This window comes from Pseudomonas sp. NLJ1 (assembly GCF_049486705.1).
In the GTDB taxonomy this organism is placed as follows: domain Bacteria; phylum Pseudomonadota; class Gammaproteobacteria; order Pseudomonadales; family Pseudomonadaceae; genus Aquipseudomonas; species Aquipseudomonas inefficax.
This window is the reverse complement of the sequence record NZ_CP137735.1, coordinates 2,352,809-2,373,869: the sequence shown is the minus strand read 5'-3', so window position 1 is coordinate 2,373,869 and position 21,061 is coordinate 2,352,809. Positions and strand designations below refer to the sequence as shown.

Genomic DNA, 21,061 nt, shown 5'->3' with positions numbered 1-21,061 from the left:
CAGTCACTACGGGTCAGTTGTTGTTGATCTGCTTGATGGTAAGTTCGCGCAGTAGCTCCTTCTCTTCCTGGTCCTTGTCATCTTGCAGGCCTTGCTGCAAGTTCAACTCGTCCTGAAGCGAGTGGTCCTTGCTGGCCAGCTCGAGTACCCGCAGGCGGAAACGTGCGTCTATTTCGGCGAAGCGGTCGGCACACTCGGCGCGCAGGCGCGTGGTCCAGTCCGTATTCGCCAGCATGTAGTCGACCAGTGCATCGCTCAGTTCACTTTTGCGGACCTTTTCCAACACACTGGATAGCTCATCGCGCGCCAGGTTCGCAGCACCTCGAAAACGCATGCTGTCGGCGATCGGCAGGTCCAGTTCCCTGGCCAGTTCCCGGCGGTAGGCCAGGCGTACCGAGACCAGGTCACCCGAGCCGGTCCGTTGGTTGGCCAGCAGCTCCAGCTGTTCGATCCGGAAAAGCTGCAACAGGCGACGACGCAGTGCTTGCAGGGAATCGCCGGCGTCGACCAACAGGCGTTGGCTCATCAGGTACAGTTCAATATTGTTGAACTCCTGCAGCGCTCCGTCATGGCAGGTCTGCGAGCCGGTTACCGGGTCTGGCAATGCCGCTGCGGCGATGCTCTCCATGATCGGGCGTTCGGTTTCGTTGCTTGCAGCCACCACCAGCATCAAGCGCACCCGTTCGCAGAAGGTGGCTCGCGTATTCGGGTCAACGTATGGGGCGGCATTGTGCAAACGGCCCGCCAGACGCAACAGATCACTGCCTTCGAGCCGTTCCCAGCAGTCCTGCAATGCGGCATTCTGTGCTTCGCTACCCAGCATCCAGTCCTCCAGCCTGGGCGTATCATCGCCCAGCAGTGGGAAGTGAGGGTGGTCGAGAGATCCTTCGCTGGAAGAGTCGAAGAACATCAGGTCGTCGGGGATATCCAGGGCAAAGGAATAGCTGTGCTGGCTGTCCGAGAACGTGCGTACCCGCAGGATGGTTTCAAGAGGCAGCGGGTTGTCGAACAAGGCGATCGACGAGATTGGCATGGGATTGTTCAGGTTCGTCAGGATGTGCTCGGGCAACTGGGTGATGTTGTTCGAGCTCAGGTCCAGAAGTTCCAGTGGCAGCAAACTGTCACACCAGCTGGGCCAGGCTTGCAGGTTCATGTTGGTCAATGCGAGTGACTGCAGGTTGCCGGCCAGCGATGCGGGCACATGGTCGATGCTGCCTGCCCGGTTGCCCGACAGGTCCAGCGAGGTCAGGTTTCGCAGCCCTGCGAAAATGTCCATCATGGCCTGGTCGACCTCCAGACCCATGTTGCGAAACTCCAGGTAGGTGAGTTGGGGAAGGCGAGCCAGGGCGGATGCCAGCGAGGGCATGGCGGCCTGGTGTGCATCGATGGTCAGCCGGCTGATGTTAGGGAACCGGCTGAGTAGTTCATCGAGCTGTGAGGTGCTGCCTCGCAACCGCGTCAGGCTGAGTGCACGTACGCGGGCGCCGAAGAACGCTGGAAGCCGCCTGGGGAAATGCTCGATGGCCACGTCCTCGAGTTGCAGGCGCAGGTATGACTGGCCCTGCTCCTGTTGTTCCCAGAATTGATCGATTGCTGACGCGATACGTTGCCTGTCCGCCAGTGCGGCCTGGGTCAATGGGTTGCTCGAACTGGATGCCTGGGCCCAGCCATCGATCGCATCGCGCATCTGCCGTCGCTCATCGCGAATGCGTGCTAGCTGTTCGGAAAGTGCTGCTGGCTGGTCCGTGGTGATACCCGAGGTGTCGACGTGCTCGTTCAGCAACAAGCGCTGCAGGTGGGATTCATTGATACTGTTGCCTTCCAGCGAGATCACCGGTGGCGTGGTCAGCATGTCCGCTTCATGAAGCAGGAACGTGGGCAACGACCTGAGATTGTTGTGGCGCAATGACAGGTGGGCAATGCGCGCCAAGGCGTCGCTGCCAATCCCGATCGGCCATTGGGCCAATTGCATCTGGTCCAGGCCCAGGTAATCCAGGGTCAATTCATGGAAGCTTGGCCTGTTGCTCTGCGCCAGCCGGTTACCACTCAGGTCGAGGTATCTCAATTGGCGAAGCCCTGACAGCAGGTTCAGGTCGCTTTCGGAGAGCGTCATGTTCTGGTTGGTGAGCACCAGTCGTTGCAACGCTGGCAGGCACTCGGTGATGGTGGGCACGCTGAACAGGAAGGGCGAGGGTGTTGCCCTGGGGTCAAACGGACGGCTGATTTCCAGCGACTCGATCTGCGGCATCTGCCTGAGCAGGCGTTGCAGCAGGCGCTCGTTTTGCGCCCAGCCCGCCAAGGACCCTGACGGTAAGTCGATCAGGCTCAGGCTGCGCACGCGTGCGTTGAAAAAAGCGGGCAAGGTGAGGGGCACGTCGGCAAGGGGGACGCGGGCGATACGCAGTTCGGTGGTGGGCCCGGTGCTGTCCAGCGCAGTGTCGTACCAATGTTGCATGATCGAGTCACGCAGGCTGTCGTAGTCCTGTGCTGCCTGGTCGCTTGCCGGCGAAATGGCTTCGCTCCAATCGTCCAGGCTGCTTTGCAGCTCGTTGCGCTGCTCCAGTAGTGTCTGCAAATGTTCGAATATCTGCAGTTGCGTACGGCCGCGGCTGGCAAGTGCCAGCAGAACCTGATCCGCCGAGCGGCCGGTGCGTTCGGCGAGCCCTGTGGCTTCGATAGCTTCGAACAGCTGCTGGCGGGTGATGCCATGGGTGGCCGGGCCGCCGCCACTGAGTGGGTAGCCCAGGCGGCCATCAGCCAGGCGCATGGGAGAACGGTAGCCTGGGCGTACGGGCTGCATGCCCAGCAGCACCCTCAAGGCCGGGCGAGGCAGCAACGGGCTTTCCTGTACAAGGCGCTGCAGCGCTTGCTGATCGGCGACGTCCATGCTTGCCATGGCCGCTGGCAGTGCCTCGTACAATGCAGCGTAAAGGCTTGAATACACCTTGACCGCCGCGCTGGGCAGGCTTTCGTCGTGGACGATGTACCCTGCCTGGGCATGGGTGATGGTCTTGAATGGGCGGGTGTCCAGTGTGCCTATGGCATGATCCTGGGTCGGCCAGGACATGCGCTGGAGCAGCCGGAGCCTGGTCTGTGCAGGCCAGCCTGGCAAGCGTTCGAGCGTATGCACGATCAACAGGTCGCTATCCCAGTTCGGCACGCTGGACAGGTACAGCCCTTCGCAGGCGTGTGCAAGGCGAATTTGTTGCTGGTAGATGCGGGCCTCTTCGGCAAGGCGCAGTGGTACCTTGCCGTTGTCGAGTATCTGCAGTTCGTTGGCACTGGCCTCGCGCGCCAGCTCATTGGCGACTGCTGACGGCAATTTCGGATACGCCCTCTGGATGGCCTCGGCGCCCGGCGCCAGGTCGCGCGAAAGGCCGGCGTAGGCCCTGGCAAACTCAGCGGGCCGAGTGCTCTCGTCCGCCAGCTGGCGGACCGTTTCGTCCAGCTTGAAACGTTGCAGGGTGTCTTCCAGCAAGGCCGGCAGCCGCTGGCTTTCGGCCAGGGCGCGGCGCAGCTCGTCTTCGTGTACGCCGCTGACGGCGATAATCCGTTGCAGCGTCGGCTCGTCGAAGTGCCCACTCAAGTGGCCGATGCGGCGCAGGAGTGTCATGCCCGACCAACTCAGTGGCTTATCGGTAACGTGCAACCATGCTCCGGCACCGTTGTGCCGCACTGGCGGCTGGTAACGGCGAGGACTTGCAGGGTGTTGCAAACGATATTCACCAGTCGTTGGCGCTTGGCTGACGATGTACTGATTGCCCTGCAGTACCAGCCAGCGTTTGCCTTGGTGATGCCGTAGGCCCAGTTCGTCCGGTACCAGGTCATGGGGCAGTGTCTCGAAGCTCTGGTAGGGCGTGAGGTCGGGTTTCCACAGCCGCATCTGACCATCGGATGTTTCCACGTCTTCCAGTTCTTCGATGAATGAAGGCGTTTCTACAGGAATACGGGCTATCCCTGGTTCCTCGTCCTCTGGCTCTTCTACCGCCGGACCTTCCGAAGGCGTGCCGGTTTCGCTGCCCTGCGAGCCTCTCAATGCTTTGGCTGCTGCGCTGAGGGCGGCCATGACGGCCACGTTTTCGATCACATCGACCAGATAGCCATAGGCAGTATCACGCTCGTCGTTTTCCCAGGCGTCGATCCCTTCATACACCTCATGGGCCAGCTGGGCCAGGCAAACGGCAAGCATTGCCTCGCCAAGCCCCGGCACGAAGAAGCCGGCGATGTTCAAGGCCGTAAGCACACGGCCGGCGATCAGTTCCCGGTGGGCTTGCGTGGTGCGCCGGTCGACGATTTCGGTGGGAGTGGCGTGGAACAGCACATCCTTTTCATGACGCTGGGCCTTCTGGAAAGCCATCACGCCTTGGAAGGCGTAACTGAAAGGCTTCATGACCGGATACAGGGTGGCGTGCGGGTCCGGAACACGTTCATGCAAGCCGCGGACACTCCAGGCGAGGGGCATGAGCCGGTCCTTCAGGCGGGTGGTTATCCGCGCCTTGTCGCGGTCGGCGAGGTGGCTGTCCAGGTAGCCGATATCGGCCTGGAGCCTGTCGCGCAATTCGTCGTGCATGGCTTGCTGGCTGGTGAACTCCTTGAGGGGCGTGGTGCTGTCTTCAGGGATGTACAGCGCCACGGCCTGATGCCCTTCAGCTTGCAGGGTAATGAGCACAACGCCGGTCAGCTCGGCTTCCCACAACTCGAGCAAGCTGAATGTCACCGGCGAAGAGGGCGATGGCGCCTGGTCAAGTGGTGTGGCGAGAGCGGCGGAATATAGCGTTTCGCTGATATCACCCTTGAGGCGGGCGAAATGCAGGGATTGCCGGAATGCCGAGACCTCGGCACGCCCCAAGATTTCATAAACGGCCAGTGCGGCTTCATCGGCGCCGAGTGACGGCGTGGCCACCGGGTAGTAGATGGCATGTACCTGTTCGTGATACTTGCCGCCGATATCCAGCGTGCGACACAAGTCGGCGAAGTCTTCGGCGGCGATACCCAGTGCATTGATGATCGGCACGGTGCCCATGAAGCGCCGGTGATCGACGATGACCGACCTCTTGAGCAGGGAGGCGGGCGCGTCCATGCCGTGTTCGGCAGCGGCGGCCTGGTCGAAGTTGTGCAAGGCGCAGTGCAGCAGCGAACGTGTAGCCCGGTCGACGGCCTGGCGGCTGTCGATGGCGTCGGTCGTTTCGATCAGGCGGGCATCGACGAGGTAGGTGTTGCGCACATCCAGGTCAAACCTGAATCGCTGCTGGATGGCTTCGGTGAGTGCCTTGGCGGCGTAGGTTTCCAGGGTCGGAAGCTGTTCGAACAGCTTGTGCACCTGCACCTGGTGCTCGCGGTGGCGTGCGTGCTCTTCCTGCCATGCCTTGGCGACTTCCGGTTGTTGCTGGAGTGCCGTCACCAGCCAGGCAGGGGGTTGATGCCAGTTGCGCATCGCAAGTCGGGTTTCTGGTGGAGCCTGCTTGAGCCAGGTGGGGATTCTGCGCTCGATGGTGGCGTAATGAACACTAGGCACGGCAGTGACTGCAGTTGGCATGGCGAGGCCCTTGCTTGATTTGGGGCGAGGGACTATCGCGGGCCTGCCTGAACTGCTGGAGGTAGATATATGTGCCCTTGAGGTGCGGCGGCATCAGCGCGGGCAGTGCTCAAAGCGCAATTCAGGTTTATGATGGCCCACGGCCGAATAATCCTCACACGGAGTGCGCAATGCAGACCCTGTACCCGCAGATCAAACCCTACGCCCGGCACGATCTGGCCGTGGAAGCGCCGCATGTGCTGTATGTCGACGAAAGCGGCTCGCCAGAAGGTCTGCCGGTGGTATTCATCCACGGCGGCCCGGGCGCCGGTTGCGACGCCCAGAGCCGCTGCTACTTCGACCCGACCCTGTATCGCATCATCACCTTCGACCAGCGCGGCTGTGGCCGCTCCACGCCGCACGCGAGCCTGGAAAACAACACCACCTGGCACCTGGTCGAGGACCTTGAGCGCATCCGCGAGCACCTTGGCATCGACAAGTGGGTGCTGTTCGGCGGCTCGTGGGGCTCCACCCTGGCCCTGTCCTACGCCCAGACCCACCCCGAGCGGGTGCATGGCCTGATCCTGCGCGGCATCTTCCTGTGCAGGCCCCAGGAAATCCAATGGTTCTACCAGGAAGGCGCCAGCCGCCTGTTCCCCGATTACTGGCAGGACTACATCGCGCCAATCCCGCCGGAGGAGCGCGGTGACCTGGTCACGGCCTTCCACAAGCGCCTGACCGGCAACGACCAGATCGCCCAGATGCACGCGGCCAAGGCCTGGTCTACCTGGGAAGGCCGTACCGCCACCCTGCGTCCCAACCCGCTGGTGGTCGATCGCTTCTCCGAGCCGCAGCGTGCACTGTCGATCGCCCGTATCGAATGCCACTACTTCATGAACAACGCCTTCCTCGAGCCGGACCAGCTGATCCGCGATCTGCCGAAAATCGCCCACCTGCCGGCCGTGATCGTGCATGGCCGCTATGATGTGATCTGCCCGCTGGACAACGCCTGGGCGCTGCACCAGGCCTGGCCGAACAGCGAACTGAAGGTGATCCGTGACGCTGGCCACGCGGCTTCCGAGCCGGGCATCACCGATGCCCTGGTGCGTGCCGCCGACCAGATGGCCCGGCGCCTGCTCGACCTGCCCCTGGAAGAAGCATGAGGGGCCTGCTGCAGCGCGTGCGTGGTGCGCGGGTGGAAGTAGCGGGGGAGGTGGTAGGTGCCATCGACCAGGGTTTGCTGGTGCTGGTGGCTGTCGAGCCTGAAGACTCCCGTGAGCAGGCCGACAAACTGTTGCACAAGCTGTTGAACTACCGGGTGTTCAGCGACGAGCAGGGCAAGATGAACCTGTCGCTCAAGGATGTGGGGGGAGGTTTGTTGCTGGTGTCGCAGTTCACCCTGGCGGCAGACACCCGCAACGGCATGCGCCCGAGCTTCTCGACGGCAGCGCCACCGGCCCTCGGCGCCGAGTTGTTCGACTATCTTTTGCAGCAGGCGAAGGCCCGGCACGCCGATGTGGCAAGCGGGCAATTCGGCGCAGACATGCAGGTGCACCTGGTCAATGATGGCCCCGTAACATTTATGTTACAAATGTGAGTGTAAAAAACCCCTTGTTCACAGGAAAACAAGGGGTTTTGTACGATAAATAGTTGTTCCAGCCTGATGCGTTGTCACGCGACCTGCTGGATAATCGCGCGCTGCATGGACCTGCGTTCGCAGGTTCGTTTCACTCTGACTCGAGCATTGTCTGGATCCGTTTGGGGAATCATTACGCCCTCACGGGGTCCGAACAGTGCTCGCCAACCCGGCATTTGTCGCTGGCCGTTGGTTTCATGATCTGTTTTCGGCGAGGGTTGCTCGTGATTGTTAGTCCCCAAAAAGCATCAAGAATCCCCGGTACCGGGCTGCGCAAGGCCCTGATGGCCAGTGTGGCACTGGTCGGCCTGATGAGCGCGGGCCAGCTGTGGGCATTCAATCTTGACGATGTTGCAGCCAAGGCAAAGGATCTGGCCGGCCAGAAGTACGAAGCACCGAAAAGCAACCTGCCGGCCGTATTCCGCGACATGAAGTTCGCGGACTACCAGAAGATTCATTTCCTGCAGGAAAAGGCCGAGTGGGCCAAGGACAAGACCCCGTTCAAGCTGTCGTTCTATCACCAGGGCATGCACTTCGACACCCCGGTGAAGATCAACCAGGTCACCGCCACCAAGGTCGAGGAAATCAAGTACGACCCGAACCGTTTCGAGTTCGGTGACGTGCCACACGACCCGGAAACCACCAAGAATCTGGGTTACGCCGGTTTCCGCGTGTTGTACCCGATCAACAAGGCCGACAAGCAGGACGAGATCATGACCCTGCTTGGCGCCAGCTACTTCCGCGTGGTCGGCAAGGGCCACGTGTACGGCCTGTCGGCCCGTGGCCTGGCCATCGACACCGCACTGCCGTCGGGCGAGGAGTTCCCGCGCTTCACCGAGTTCTGGGTCGAGAAGCCCAAGCCGGCCGACAAGCACCTGGTGATCTACGCCCTGCTGGACTCGCCACGCTCCACCGGTGCCTACAAGCTGATCCTGCGCCCAGGCAACGACACCGTGGTCGACGTGCAGTCCCGCGTGTTCCTGCGTGACCATGTCAGCCGCCTGGGCATTGCCCCGCTGACCAGCATGTACCTGTTCGGCCCCAACCAGCCGTCCAAGGTCCTCAACTACCGCCCGGCCCTGCACGACTCCGAAGGCCTGTCGATCCATGCCGGCAACGGCGAATGGCTGTGGCGCCCGCTGAACAACCCGAAACACCTGGCCGTGAGCAACTTCAGCGTCGAGAACCCGCGTGGTTTCGGCCTGATGCAGCGCCAGCGCGCCTTCAGCGACTACGAAGACCTCGACGACAACTACCAGAAGCGCCCAAGCGCCTGGATCGAGCCGAAGGGTGACTGGGGCAAGGGCACCGTCGACCTGGTCGAAATCCCGACTGCCGACGAGACCAACGACAACATCGTGGCCTTCTGGAGCCCGGAGAAGCTGCCTGAGCCAGGCAAGCCATTCGAGTATGCCTATCGCCTGCACTGGACCATCGACGAGCCGAAGTTCCAGGCTTCCGAGCTGGGCTGGGTCAAGCAGACCCTGCGTTCCACCGGCGACGTCAAGCAGTCCAACCTGATCCGCCAGCCAGACGGCAGCGTGGCCTTCCTGGTCGACTTCGCCGGCCCGGCGCTGGCCGCCCTGCCGGAAGACACCGCCGTGCGCAGCCAGATCAGCGTGGGCGACAACGCCGAGGTGGTCGAGAACAACCTGCGCTATAACCCTGAGACCAAGGGCTGGCGCCTGACCCTGCGTTTGAAGGTCAAGGAAGCCAACAAATCGACCGAAATGCGTGCCGCGCTGGTGCGTGACGTGCCGGTCGAAGCCGCCAAGCCTGCCAAGGACGCCAAGCAGGACAAGGCTGCTGCCAAGCAAGCCAAGGCCGAGAAAGCTGCCAAGGCCGAACAACCTGCCGCCGATGCGGCGCCCACCAACGGGACCCCGGCCACCACCGAGAAGGTGCTGACCGAGACCTGGAGCTATCAGTTGCCTGCCGATGAGTAACTCAAGCGCAAGGCCGGAATCGCTTCGCGAGTACCTGGCCCACCTACCACTGAGCGACGAGCAACGGGCGGAACTCGCCAGCTGCACGTCATTCAGTGAGCTGCACCAACGCCTGGCGGCCAACCCGGCCGCCAGCTCTGCCGAGGCCGTGCAGGCCTCGGTGGGCCCGCGCCTGACCGTAGGCAGCGCCGCCGAGCTGGAAGACGCCGAAATGCTTGGTGTCGACGGCAGCGGCCGCCTGTGCCTGAAGATCGCTCCGCCGATCAAGCGCACCAAGGTCGTGCCCGAGCCATGGCGTACCAACGTGCTGATCCGCATGTGGCGGCGCATGACCGGCCGCACCAACGCCCCGCAGCCGCCCAAGCGCGAGCTGCCGCCAGCCCGCTGGCGTACGGTCGGCTCGATCCGCCGTTACATCCTGCTGGCGCTGATGATCGGCCAGACCATCGTTGCCGGCTGGTACATGAAGGGCATCCTGCCGTACCAGGGCTGGTCGTTCGTGGACTTTGACGAAGTCGTCAACCAGCCGCTGTGGGACACCGTGGTACAGGTTTGGCCGTATGCCTTGCAGACGTCCATCCTGGTTCTCTTCGGCATCCTGTTCTGCTGGGTATCGGCGGGCTTCTGGACCGCGCTGATGGGCTTCCTCGAGCTGCTCACCGGGCGTGACAAGTACAAGATTTCGGGTAGCAGTGCAGGCAACGAGCCGATCGCGCCCGAGGCGCGTACCGCGCTGGTGATGCCGATCTGCAACGAAGACGTGCCGCGCGTGTTCGCCGGCCTGCGCGCAACGTTCGAGTCGGTGGCCGCCAGCGGCAACCTCGATCGCTTCGACTTCTTCGTGCTCAGCGACACCAACGACACCGACATCGCCGTGGCCGAGCAACAGGCCTGGCTGGACGTGTGCCGCGAAACCAAAGGCTTCGGCCGTATCTTCTACCGCCGCCGTCGGCGCCGGGTGAAGCGCAAGAGCGGCAACCTCGACGACTTCTGCCGTCGCTGGGGCGGTGAGTACAAGTACATGGTCGTGCTCGACGCCGACAGCGTCATGAGCGGCGAATGCCTGAGCAGCCTGGTGCGCCTGATGGAGGCCAACCCGGACGCCGGCATCATCCAGACCGGGCCGAAAGCCTCGGGCATGGATACCTTGTATGCGCGCATGCAGCAGTTCGCCACCCGCGTGTACGGCCCGCTGTTCACCGCTGGCCTGCACTTCTGGCAGCTGGGCGAGTCGCACTACTGGGGCCACAACGCGATCATCCGCATGAAGCCGTTCATCGAGCACTGCGCCTTGGCGCCGTTGCCGGGCAAGGGCGCGTTCGCCGGTGCCATTCTGTCGCACGACTTCGTCGAAGCTGCACTGATGCGCCGTGCCGGCTGGGGCGTGTGGATCGCCTACGACCTGCCGGGCAGCTATGAAGAACTGCCGCCGAACCTGCTCGACGAGCTCAAGCGCGACCGCCGCTGGTGCCATGGCAACCTGATGAACTTCCGCCTGTTCCTGGTCAAGGGCATGCACCCGGTGCACCGCGCGGTGTTCCTGACCGGGGTGATGTCGTACCTGTCGGCGCCGCTGTGGTTCCTGTTCCTGGTGCTGTCGACCGCGCTGCTGGCGACCAACACGCTGATGGAGCCGCAGTACTTCATCGAGCCGTACCAGCTCTACCCGCTGTGGCCGCAGTGGCACCCGGAGAAAGCCGTGGCGCTGTTCTCGACCACCATCGTGCTGCTGTTCCTGCCCAAGCTGCTCAGCGTCATCCTGATCTGGGCCAAGGGCGCGACCGAGTTTGGCGGGCGCATCAAGGTCACCCTGTCGATGCTGATGGAAATGCTGTTCTCCATGCTGCTGGCACCGGTGCGCATGATTTTCCACACCCGTTTCGTACTGGCCGCCTTCCTCGGCTGGGCCGCGACCTGGAACTCGCCGCAGCGTGACGACGACTCCACGCCGTGGGGCGAAGCGGTGCGCCGGCATGGCCCGCAGACCGTGCTGGGCCTTGCCTGGGCGGCGCTGGTGGCCTGGCTGAACCCGAGCTTCCTGTGGTGGCTGGCGCCGATCGTCGGTTCGCTGGTGCTGTCGATTCCGGTTTCGGTGATTTCCAGCCGCACCCGCCTGGGCCTGGCGGCCAAGGACGAGAAGCTGTTCCTCATCCCCGAGGAATACGCCACTCCGCCAGAGCTGCTGGCTACCGACCAGTACACCCACGAAAACCGCTGGCATGCCCTGCATGACGGCTTCGTGCGGGCTGTGGTCGACCCGCGGCAGAACGCCCTGGCCTGCGCCATGGCCACTGCCCGTCATGGTCAGGCGGCACCGATCGAGGCACTGCGCGTGGAGCGCGTGGCCAAGGCGATGGAGGTCGGGCCGCAAGGGCTGGACCTCAATACCCGCCTGGCCCTGCTCAGCGACCCGGTGGCGCTGACCCGCTTGCACGAGCAGGTCTGGGCCGAGCACAATGCGGAATGGATCAACGTGTGGCGCGCATCGATCAAGAACGACCCGCATTCGCCGCTGTTGCCGTTGCACCCGGAGAACGAGGCCCAGCCTTCCCTGGTTGGTGCCTGACAGGGCCTATTCGCGGGTAAACCCGCTCCCACAGGGTTATTCACAGTCCCTGTGGGAGCGGGTTCACCCGCGAAGCTTTTAGGGCCTTGCCTAGATTTTGGCCAACAAAGTCCCCCCCGGCTCTAGGTCCCCGGGCCGCCATGCGTTAGCATCCCTCCCCGATATGACGCATCGGCCGCCACGGCCATGCCAACAATAAGATTCGCTACTTTTCTTGCTAGGGGACTTGGTGATGATCAAGAAATACCTTTCGCGACTGCTGGTCGGTGTCACCGCCCTGGTCGCCGTGACGGCGGCCCAGGCGGGCGCGATCGATGACGCGGTCAAGCGCGGCACCCTGCGTGTGGGCATGGACCCGACCTACATGCCGTTCCAGATGACCAACAAGCGTGGCGAGATCATCGGCTTCGAAGTCGATATCCTCAAAGCCATGGCCAAGTCCATGGGCGTCAAGTTCGAGCCGGTATCCACGGCCTATGACGGCATCATCCCGGCCCTGCTGACCGACAAGTTCGACATGATCGGCAGCGGCATGACCCTCACCCAGGAACGCAACCTGCGCCTGAACTTCAGCGAACCCTTCATCGTGGTTGGCCAGACCCTGCTGATCCGCAAGGAACTGGCGGGCGAGATCAAGTCGTACAAGGACCTGAACAACGAGAAGTACCGCATCACCTCCAAGCTCGGCACCACCGGCGAAATGGTTTCCAAGAAGCTGATCGCCAAAGCCAAGTACCACGGCTACGACAACGAGCAGGAAGCGGTGATGGACGTGGTCAACGGCAAGGCTGACGCCTTCGTCTATGACGCACCGTACAACGTGGTGGCAGTGGACAAGGCCGGTGCCGGCAAGCTGTTGTTCCTCGAAGAACCCTTCACCTACGAGCCGCTGGCCTTTGGCCTGAAGAAGGGCGACTACGACAGCATCAACTTCATCAACAACTTCCTGCACCAGATCAAGCATGACGGGACCTACGATCGTATTCACGACAAGTGGTTCAAGAACAAGGACTGGCTGAAGGAAATGGAATAAGGCCCAGGCCACAAGCCCGGCTTTATGACCTCGACGCGCAGGCAAACCCTGCGCGTTCGCATTTACGGAAGTACCCCACGTGATCAAACACAAGAAAGCCCAGTGGCCCTGGCACGGTTTGACTGCCCTGGTCCTGGTGGGCCTGGCATTCAGCCTGTACATGGCCACCTCGATGATTTCCTACGAGTGGCGCTGGAACCGCGTACCGCAGTACTTCGCCTACAAGGCCGAGGAAGCACAACGTGCAGCCGGTTACGGTACCGTGCAGGAGATCGTCATCTCTGGCGACAATGCCCGTGTCACGCTGAAAGATGAAAATGGTGCCGAGCAGGTGCTCGATGTGGCCAAGGACAGCCTGCAGCTGTCCCGTGGCGATGATGTGTCCGAAGGCGACCAGATTGGCGTCACCCGCCACTGGGCGGCTGGCCCGCTGGCCTGGGGCCTGTGGACAACGCTTTGGATTTCCGTGGTATCCGGTGCCCTGGGCCTGTTGATCGGCCTGTTCGCGGGTCTCTGCCGACTGTCCAGCAACCCAACGCTGCATGACCTTTCGACGGTGTATGTCGAACTGGTGCGCGGTACACCGCTGCTGGTGCAGATATTCATCTTCTACTTCTTCATCGGTACCGTGCTCAACCTGTCCCGCGAGTTTGCCGGGGTGGCTGCACTGGCGCTGTTCACCGGTGCCTACGTGGCTGAAATCGTTCGTGCCGGCGTGCAATCCATCGCCAAGGGCCAGAACGAAGCGGCCCGCTCGCTGGGCCTGAACGCTGGCCAGTCTATGCGCCACGTTATCCTTCCGCAGGCCTTCAAGCGTGTGCTGCCGCCTTTGGCCGGCCAGTTCATCAGCCTGGTCAAGGACACCTCGCTGGTCTCGGTGATCGCCATCACCGAACTGACCAAGAGCGGCCGCGAGGCCATTACCACATCGTTCTCGACCTTCGAGATCTGGTTCTGCGTGGCAGGCCTGTACCTGCTGATCAACCTGCCGCTGTCGCACCTGGCCAGCCGGCTCGAGCGGAGGCTTGCGCAAAGTGATTGAAGTCCGTGACCTGCTGAAAGTCTTCGACACCCGTGGCCACGTGGTACGGGCCGTGGATAACGTCACCACCCAGGTCGCCAAGGGCGAGGTGGTGGTGGTGCTCGGCCCGTCGGGCTCGGGCAAGTCGACCTTCCTGCGCTGCCTGAACGGCCTGGAGCATTTCGACGAAGGCCATGTGGCCATCAACGGGTTGCAACTGGCCGACCCGAAGACCGACATCAACGCCTACCGCCGCGAAGTCGGCATGGTGTTCCAGCACTTCAACCTGTTCCCGCACATGACCGTGCTGGAGAACCTGTGCCTGGCGCAGAAGGTGGTGCGCAAGCGTAACAAGGCTGACCGCGAGGCCAAGGCCCGGGCGTTGCTGGAGAAGGTGGGCATTGCGCAGAAGGCCAACGAATACCCATCGCGCCTGTCTGGTGGCCAGCAGCAGCGGGTTGCGATCGCCCGTGCCTTGGCCATGGACCCGAAAGTGATGCTGTTCGACGAACCGACCTCGGCGCTTGACCCGGAAATGGTCGGCGAGGTGCTGGACGTGATGAAGACCCTGGCTCAGGAAGGCATGACCATGGTCTGCGTTACCCACGAAATGGGCTTTGCCCGCGAAGTGGCGGACCGCGTGCTGTTCTTCGACCATGGCAAGTTGCTGGAAGATTCGGCGCCGGCCGCGTTCTTTGCCTCGCCGAAGGACCCGCGCGCGCAGGCATTCCTGCGCCAGGTGCTTTAGCCGCTGGGGGCGCTCTGCGCCCCTTTCGCGACACAAGGCCGCTCCTACAGGGGAATGCAATCTTTTGTAGGAGCGGCCTTGTGTCGCGATGGGCTGCAAAGCAGCCCAACAATCTCAGATGTTGAACCGCCCGACCATCCCCCGCAACTGTTGCCCCAACTGCTCCAGTTCCCCACTCGAAGCCGCCGTCTGCTCACTGGCCGCACTGGTCTGATCCGACACATCGCGCACATTCAGCACACTACGGTTGATCTGCTCGGCCACCACGCTCTGTTCTTCGCTCGCCGTGGCAATCTGCTGGTTCATGCCCTGGATGCTCGACACCGTGTCGGTGATCTGGCTCAACGCATGCCCGGCCTTGCGGCTCAGCTCCACGCTCTGCTCGGTCAGGTTCTTGCTGTTGTCCAGCAGGCGGGTCACTTCGTCGGTGCCGTTGTGCAGGCTGTCGATCAGTTGGCCAATTTCCTCGGTGGCCGTCGAGGTGCGCTGGGCCAGGCCGCGTACCTCATCGGCCACCACGGCAAAGCCACGCCCGGCTTCGCCCGCCCGCGCCGCTTCGATCGCCGCGTTCAGGGCCAGCAGGTTGGTCTGCTCGGACACTGACTTGATCACATCGAGGATGCTGCCAATGCGCTAGCTCTCGCCCGCCAGGTGCTGCATGGCGGCCAGACAATGGTCCATCTGCCCGGCAAGCTGTTCGATGCGGCCGATAGCTTCGGCCACCACCTGGTCGCCGACCTGGGCCTGCTGGTCGGCGTTGGTCGCTGCCAGCGAGGCCTGTTCAGCGTTCTGCGCCACTTCCTGGACGGTGGCGCTCATCTGGTTCATGGCCGTGGCCACCTGGTCGGTTTCCTCGCGCTGCTGGTTGATGCGCAGCTTGGTGTCTTCGCTGCTGGCCGCCAGTTGCGTGGCGGCCTGTGACAGGCTGCCGACGCCCTGGTCGATGCCACCGATCAGCTCGCGCAGGCTCAAGGTCATTTCGCGCATGCTGGCTTGCAACTGGCCCATCTCGTCGCGGCGTAGCACCGGTTCGACCTGGCTCAGATCGCCCTTGGCAATGCGTGCGGCCACGGCCAGGGTCTGGCGCAAAGGCTGGGTAATCTGCAGGGTGATCAGCCAACCGGCGACGACGCCTACGACCAGCGCCAGCAGGGCTACAGTGGTCAGCACCGAGCGGGCCTCAAGGGCTTCCCTGTCACGCTGCTCGATCTTGCGTTTGCCCAGTTCCAGGCTTACCGCGCGCAGCTCGTTGCCCATGTTCTCCATGTTGTCTTGCAGCTGTTCCACACGCACCGCAGCCCGGCGATAGTCATCCAGGCTGGCGCGGTACTTGGCCAGCTGCTCCCCGGGTTGCTGAGTGAGTGAACGGGGCAAGCCAAGTGGCGCAAGGCCTTTGAGCAGTTGCGCAAGGCTGCTGTCGGCAGCATCCAGGGAGCTGTCGCCGACCTTGGCGAAGCTTTCCACAGGGGAGAAGGTATAGGCCGGAACCAGAATCTGCTGGTTGGCACCGTCGACATGTCGGCTCAGCGTGTCCATCAGCCCCAGCACACCGCCTTGCTGGCTGTCGGCAGGCATCCTCAGCAAGGCCTGGGTCTGGAGATCATCGATCACTTCGCTGAGCTTCTGCTCCTGGGCCTGCATGGCCTGGCGCAGGGCGATACGTTTGGCGACAGTATTCTCCAGCTCGCTGAAGTCGCCGCGCAGGCGCTGCAGCAGCTCCAGCTTTTCAGTCAGCATCTGCCGCGACTCATCCACACTGCTACGTTGTTGCAAGGTGGTCAGCATGCTGTTGAGCTGGTCGAGAATGTTGGCTATCCGCGTTCTGCTGGCGTTGTCGTTGAGGACGCGGTACGTGATGCGCTCTGCGCGCAAGTCCTTGGTCAGGTCGTTGATCAGGCCGATTTCGCTGAGTTGCTGCGAGCGGACAATGGCGTCATCCAGTGCACGCCAACCACTGACGGTGGTTGCCAAGGTAAGTAGCAGGACCACGGCAAAGCCGAGGGCGAGCTTGGCGCCGACACTGATGTTGCCGAGCTTGCGGTTGAGGTAGCCGAGCATGAGGAATCTCCGTGCGATTGGGGGCTAGGATGCAGGCACATTGCTGGCATCACACCTTTGCCAATCGGCAGCGGAGCTGTAGGACTTGACCTGATAATCAGGTAGGAAATTTCACTTCAATAGGTAGGAATATTCCGCCTGCGTCGGCCTCTTCGCGGGTAAACCCGCTCCCACAGGTACTACACAGACATTGAGAACTGTGCGGTACTTGTGGGAGCGGGTTTACCCGCGAAGAGGCCAGTACAGGCGACCTACACATCAACCTAGAGCCTGAACCGCCCCACCAACCCTTGCAAATGGGTACCCAACCGCGCCAGCTCCACACTGGAGCTGGCCGTTTCTTCACTGGCCGCCGAGGTCTGGTCAGAAATATCCCGCACGTTCATCACGCTGCGGTTGATCTCTTCAGCTACTGCGGTCTGCTCTTCCGCAGCGGTGGCAATCTGCTGGTTCATGGCCTGGATCGACGACACGGTCCGGGTAATGGTCTCCAGGGAGCTGCCAGCGCGGCGGGTCAGTTCGACGCTGCTATCGGTCAACTGGCGGCTGCTATCCATCACGCTGGCCACGCGCTGGGTGCCGCTCTGCAGGCCGGCAATCAGTTCCTCGATCTCTTCGGTCGATTGCTGGGTGCGCTGCGCCAGGCTGCGCACCTCATCAGCCACCACGGCAAAGCCACGCCCGGCCTCGCCGGCACGGGCCGCCTCGATCGCCGCGTTGAGGGCCAACAGGTTGGTTTGCTGGGCCACCGACTTGATCACATCGAGCACGCTGCCGATCTTGTCGCTTTCGGCCTTGAGCTGGTTCATCGCTTCGCTGGAGTTGACCACTTCGCCGGCCAGGCGCTCGATCTGCGCCACCGCCTCGCCGACCACACGATCGCCTTCGCGGGCTTGCTGATCGGCCATCAACGCAGCTTCCGAGGCCTGCTCGGCATTGCGCGCCACCTCATGCACGGTGGCGGTCATCTGGTTCATGGCGGTCGCCACCTGATCAGTCTCGACCTTCTGGTTGTTGACCCCGGCACTGGTCTGCTCGGTCACCGCCGACAGCTCCTCAGCAGCGCTGGCGATCTGCGTGACACCATCACCGATGCCGCTGATCAGTTCGCGCAGGCCCTGAGTCATGCGGTGCATGCTGGCTTGCAACTGGCCCAGTTCGTCGCGGCGTTGTGCCTGCAGATCCAGGGACAGGTCGCCACTGGCCACGCGTTCGGCGGCGCGCAAGGTCTGGCGCAGCGGGATGATGATCTGCCGGGTGATGACCCAGGCCGCCAGCAGGCCGAGGGCCAGGGCCAGCACGGTGGCCACGGCGAGCACGGTCTTGGCCTGGGCCGCACCGGCATCGCGCACGGCGGTTTGCGAGGTGGTCATGGCCTGGCTGGTCTGCAGCAGAACCGTGCCGTGCTCGACCATGCTCTGCAGGGCCTGTTCACTGGCGACCTGTGCACTGCCGTATTGGGTGACCGCGTCGCGGTAGCCCCCCAGGGCGGTGGTGGCATCGTCCAGGCTGGCAGCGTGCTCCGCTGGCACTTTGGCCGGTAGCGCGCGCAGTTCGGCCAAGGCCTGGTCGATGGCATTGAGGGCCGTTTGCTGGTAGTCGGCGTTGCCGCTGTAGGTGTACCCGCGTACCTGGAAGCGTGCCTGTTGCAACAGGGCGCTGACTTCCACCGCGTGCTGGTATTGGCTGATGTCGCCACCCTGCAGCAGGCCGCGTTGCACCCGGCCAATCAGCTCCGCAGCCTTGTCGGCAGTGTCGCCAAGCACAGCGCGGCTGGCCTCGCGGCGCTGGCCGGCCTGTTTCAGTTCGTTGAATGCCTGCTGGTAGCCACGCACGGCCTCGCGCTGCTGCTCCAGGCGCTGGCGGTCAGCGGGTTGCTCTATCTGCCCGAGCATAAGCTGCACTTGGCTGTCGAGGTTGCCCAGGGCCTTTTCCAGCTCTGCCACCGAAGCATCGTCAGGCTGGCGCTGGTAATGCTGGCGGGCGATGCGCAGTTCCTGGGTGTACTGCTGGATGACAGAGATGTTTCCCAGCTTGTCGCCACGGTCGATGATGCTGTCCATGCCGTGCCAGCCGGCCAGGGTGATGGCCAGGGTCAGCAGCAGCACGAGGCCGAAGCCCAGCCCCAGTTTGCGATTGACGCTCACATTGCCCAATGATTGGGCGAACCATTGATACATGTACGACTCCCCGGCGGCTTGGCAGCACCATTAATTGTTGTGTTGCCAAGACAATCGGCCTGGGGAAGGGAAACTTTATGGGTAAAAGCTGACTTACGTGTCAGAAAATCCGCGAGAGCAGTGCTGTCACAGCAGTCTCGACCCGCAGGATGCGGTCGCCCAGCTGGACCGGAGCCAGGCCTGCCTTGCCCAGCAGGTCCACCTCGTAGGGGATCCAGCCGCCCTCCGGGCCGATGGCCAGGGTCACGGGCTGCTCCACGGCGCGCGGGCAGGCGGGGTAGGGGCCGGGGTGGCCGACCAGGCCCAGGGTGCCTGCGGCGATGGCCGGCAGGCGGTCTTCGACGAACGGCTTGAAGCGCTTCTCGATGATTACTTCGGGCAGCACGGTGTCGCGCGCTTGTTCCAGACCAAGGATGAGGTTTTCGCGAATGCTTTCCGGTTGCAGGAAGGGTGTTTGCCAGAAGCTTTTCTCGACCTTGTAGCTGTTCAGCAGGATCAGCCGCGGCACGCCGAGGGTAGCCACGGTCTGGAACAGCCGGCGCAGCATTTTCGGCCGAGGTACGGCGAGCACCAGGGTCAGCGGCAGCTTGGCCGGTGGCTGCTGGTCAAAGACGACTTCCAGTTCGGCTTCGTGCTTTTCCAGGCGCAGCACCGTGGCCTTGCCCATCAGGCCGTTGATACGGCCCACGCGCAAATTGTCGCCCACCGCCACACGGTGGATGTCCTGCATGTGGGTGAAACGCCGGTCTGCGAGAACGACGCGGTTGGCCGAGACGAAGTCGGCCTCTTCAAGGAGCAACAGGTTCACGGTTGGGTCGCTGGTGGCTGGTCGTTATGGTCGTTGGCGGCGCTATCGTCGGCTTCGCTGCGTTTGCGGATCAGGCTGCCGCACAGCACGCCGATCTCGAACAGCAGCCACATGGGTACGGCCAGCAGGGTCTGGGAGAAGATGTCCGGTGGGGTAAGGACCATGCCGACCACGAAGCAGCCGATGATCACGTAGGGGCGAATCTTCTTGAGGTACTTCACATCGACCACGCCGATCCATACCAGCAGCACCACCGCCACCGGTATTTCGAAGGCCACGCCAAAGGCGAAGAACAGCGTCATCACGAAGTCGAGGTAGCTGGCGATGTCGGTCATCATCGACACGCCTTCCGGCGTGGCGCTGGCGAAGAAGCCGAAGATCAGCGGGAACACCAGGAAGTAGGCGAAGGCCATGCCGGCGTAGAACAGGAAGATGCTCGACACCAGTAGCGGAATGGCGATGCGCTTTTCATGACGGTAGAGCCCGGGTGCGATGAAACCCCAGATCTGCTGCAGGATGAACGGGATCGCCAGGAACAGCGAGACGATCATGGTCAGCTTGAAGGGCGTGAGGAACGGTGATGCCACATCGGTGGCGATCATCGTGGCATTGGCCGGCAAGTGCTCGCGTAGCGGTGCGGAGACCAGGGTGTAGATCTGCTGGGCGAAGGAGAACAGCCCGGCAAAGATCAGGAAAATGACGGCAACGCAGCGCAGCAGGCGGGTGCGCAGTTCGGTCAGGTGCGAAACCAGCGGCATAGGCTGGTCATGTTCCGGATTTTCGCTCATGGGGCTCGCGGCGGTTGAGGCGGTTCAGAAGGCGTGGCCGGGGTGGCAGCGGTCTCGACCGGCCTGGCTTCGAGCCCGGCGGGCGGCTGCACGGTGGCGGTGGTGACAGGCGGCTGCGCCGGTGGCGTCATCGGGTTGAGGATGCGCTTGGCTTCCTCTTCCATCTGCAGAATGTGCTCATTGTGCAGCTGGCGGCGGATTTCGTCCGCGCCGATCTCGCGCTCCACTTCCATCTTGATGCTGTTGAAACTGCGCTTGAGCCGGCCGATCCACAGGCCTGCCGTGCGCGCGGCACCGGGCAGGCGCTCGGGGCCGAGCACCAGCAGGGCGACCAGGCCGACGAGCAGCAGCTCGCTGAAACTGATGCCGAACATTAGTCAGTCTTTCCGCTGCGGCTCTTGGACCGACTGGGCCTGGCCTTCGATGGTGTGGCCCTGGTTCTGCTGGGCAGTGTTCTGCACCGGTGGAACGGGCTGGGCAGGCGGCGGAGTCTGCTCGGCCGGCTTGTTCTCTTCGTCGCTCATGGCCTTGCGGAAGCCTTTGATCGACTCGCCCAGGTCGCTGCCGAAGTTCTTCAGCTTCTTGGTGCCGAACACCAGGACCACGACGACCAGCAGGACGATCCAGTGTTTCCAGTCAAAGATACCCATTTCGTACTCCTGAAATTTACAGGTACAGCGAATTTTTTCGGCAGCGCGGCCCCTGTGGGAGCGGGTTTACCCGCGAACACCGGCGAAGCCGGTGCCACCGCGTTGCATTCTT

The 21,061-nt window shown here is 62.8% G+C and carries 14 protein-coding genes and 2 pseudogenes; 7 read left to right on the top strand and 9 right to left on the bottom strand.

All coding sequences use genetic code 11. The features are described from left to right. Nucleotides 1–13: 13 nt before the first annotated feature. Nucleotides 14–5,536, bottom strand: a complete 5,523-nt coding sequence (locus R9B85_RS10630; protein WP_243432316.1) for a dermonecrotic toxin domain-containing protein — start codon at nucleotides 5,534–5,536, stop codon at nucleotides 14–16. A gap of 170 nt (nucleotides 5,537–5,706) precedes the next feature. Here R9B85_RS10630 and pip point away from each other — a divergent pair, with 170 nt between their 5' ends. The 7 genes from pip to R9B85_RS10595 all read left to right on the top strand — a co-directional run bounded on the left by pip (nucleotide 5,707) and on the right by R9B85_RS10595 (nucleotide 14,465). Beyond that, a complete protein-coding gene (pip, locus tag R9B85_RS10625; RefSeq protein WP_112249567.1) occupies nucleotides 5,707–6,678 on the top strand; it encodes a prolyl aminopeptidase in 972 nt (323 codons plus the stop codon). Continuing rightward, a complete protein-coding gene (gene dtd / locus R9B85_RS10620) occupies nucleotides 6,675–7,112 on the top strand; it encodes a D-aminoacyl-tRNA deacylase (protein ID WP_025340925.1) in 438 nt (145 codons plus the stop codon). The genes pip and dtd overlap by 4 nt, the downstream gene beginning before the upstream one ends. Before the next feature lie 323 nt (nucleotides 7,113–7,435). Continuing rightward, on the top strand, nucleotides 7,436–9,097 hold the full coding sequence (locus R9B85_RS10615) for a glucan biosynthesis protein G (protein ID WP_252378436.1): 1,662 nt from the start codon (nucleotides 7,436–7,438) through the stop codon (nucleotides 9,095–9,097). Then, nucleotides 9,090–11,663 carry a glucans biosynthesis glucosyltransferase MdoH gene (mdoH, locus tag R9B85_RS10610; RefSeq protein WP_423771014.1) on the top strand — a complete coding sequence of 858 codons (2,574 nt, stop codon included), beginning with the start codon at nucleotides 9,090–9,092 and terminating at the stop codon, nucleotides 11,661–11,663. The genes R9B85_RS10615 and mdoH overlap by 8 nt, the downstream gene beginning before the upstream one ends. 235 nt (nucleotides 11,664–11,898) lie before the next feature. Continuing rightward, nucleotides 11,899–12,696, top strand: coding sequence for a transporter substrate-binding domain-containing protein (locus tag R9B85_RS10605; RefSeq protein WP_024087841.1), 798 nt, complete (start codon nucleotides 11,899–11,901; stop codon nucleotides 12,694–12,696). 79 nt (nucleotides 12,697–12,775) lie between these two features. Continuing rightward, complete coding sequence (locus R9B85_RS10600; protein ID WP_112249560.1) at nucleotides 12,776–13,738, top strand: amino acid ABC transporter permease; 963 nt, start codon at nucleotides 12,776–12,778, stop codon at nucleotides 13,736–13,738. Next, nucleotides 13,731–14,465, top strand: coding sequence for an amino acid ABC transporter ATP-binding protein (locus R9B85_RS10595; RefSeq protein WP_112249926.1), 735 nt, complete (start codon nucleotides 13,731–13,733; stop codon nucleotides 14,463–14,465). The genes R9B85_RS10600 and R9B85_RS10595 overlap by 8 nt, the downstream gene beginning before the upstream one ends. Nucleotides 14,466–14,579: 114 nt before the next feature. Here R9B85_RS10595 and R9B85_RS10590 read toward each other — a convergent pair. The 8 genes and pseudogenes from R9B85_RS10590 to R9B85_RS10555 form a co-directional block, all read right to left on the bottom strand. Then, nucleotides 14,580–15,077, bottom strand: a pseudogene (locus R9B85_RS10590) (methyl-accepting chemotaxis protein); the annotation flags it as partial. A gap of 21 nt (nucleotides 15,078–15,098) precedes the next feature. After that, nucleotides 15,099–16,523, bottom strand: a complete 1,425-nt coding sequence (locus R9B85_RS10585; RefSeq protein ID WP_423771013.1) for a methyl-accepting chemotaxis protein — start codon at nucleotides 16,521–16,523, stop codon at nucleotides 15,099–15,101. Nucleotides 16,524–16,786: 263 nt separating this feature from the next. Continuing rightward, nucleotides 16,787–17,500: a methyl-accepting chemotaxis protein gene (locus R9B85_RS10580; protein WP_404940928.1), complete on the bottom strand. Its 714-nt coding sequence runs from the start codon at nucleotides 17,498–17,500 to the stop codon at nucleotides 16,787–16,789. Between the two features lie 141 nt (nucleotides 17,501–17,641). Next, nucleotides 17,642–18,586: pseudogene (locus R9B85_RS10575) on the bottom strand (methyl-accepting chemotaxis protein); the annotation flags it as partial. 217 nt (nucleotides 18,587–18,803) lie between these two features. Further along, nucleotides 18,804–19,511 carry a 16S rRNA (uracil(1498)-N(3))-methyltransferase gene (locus R9B85_RS10570; RefSeq protein ID WP_215520511.1) on the bottom strand — a complete coding sequence of 236 codons (708 nt, stop codon included), beginning with the start codon at nucleotides 19,509–19,511 and terminating at the stop codon, nucleotides 18,804–18,806. Next, a complete protein-coding gene (tatC, locus tag R9B85_RS10565; RefSeq protein ID WP_085621727.1) occupies nucleotides 19,508–20,299 on the bottom strand; it encodes a twin-arginine translocase subunit TatC in 792 nt (263 codons plus the stop codon). The genes R9B85_RS10570 and tatC overlap by 4 nt, the downstream gene beginning before the upstream one ends. Then, nucleotides 20,296–20,673: a Sec-independent protein translocase protein TatB gene (gene tatB / locus R9B85_RS10560; RefSeq protein WP_025340918.1), complete on the bottom strand. Its 378-nt coding sequence runs from the start codon at nucleotides 20,671–20,673 to the stop codon at nucleotides 20,296–20,298. Before tatB ends, tatC begins: the two co-directional genes overlap by 4 nt. A 3-nt stretch (nucleotides 20,674–20,676) precedes the next feature. Beyond that, entirely contained in the window at nucleotides 20,677–20,949 is a 273-nt protein-coding gene (locus R9B85_RS10555; protein ID WP_112249552.1) for a twin-arginine translocase TatA/TatE family subunit, read from the bottom strand. Nucleotides 20,950–21,061: the final 112 nt, after the last annotated feature.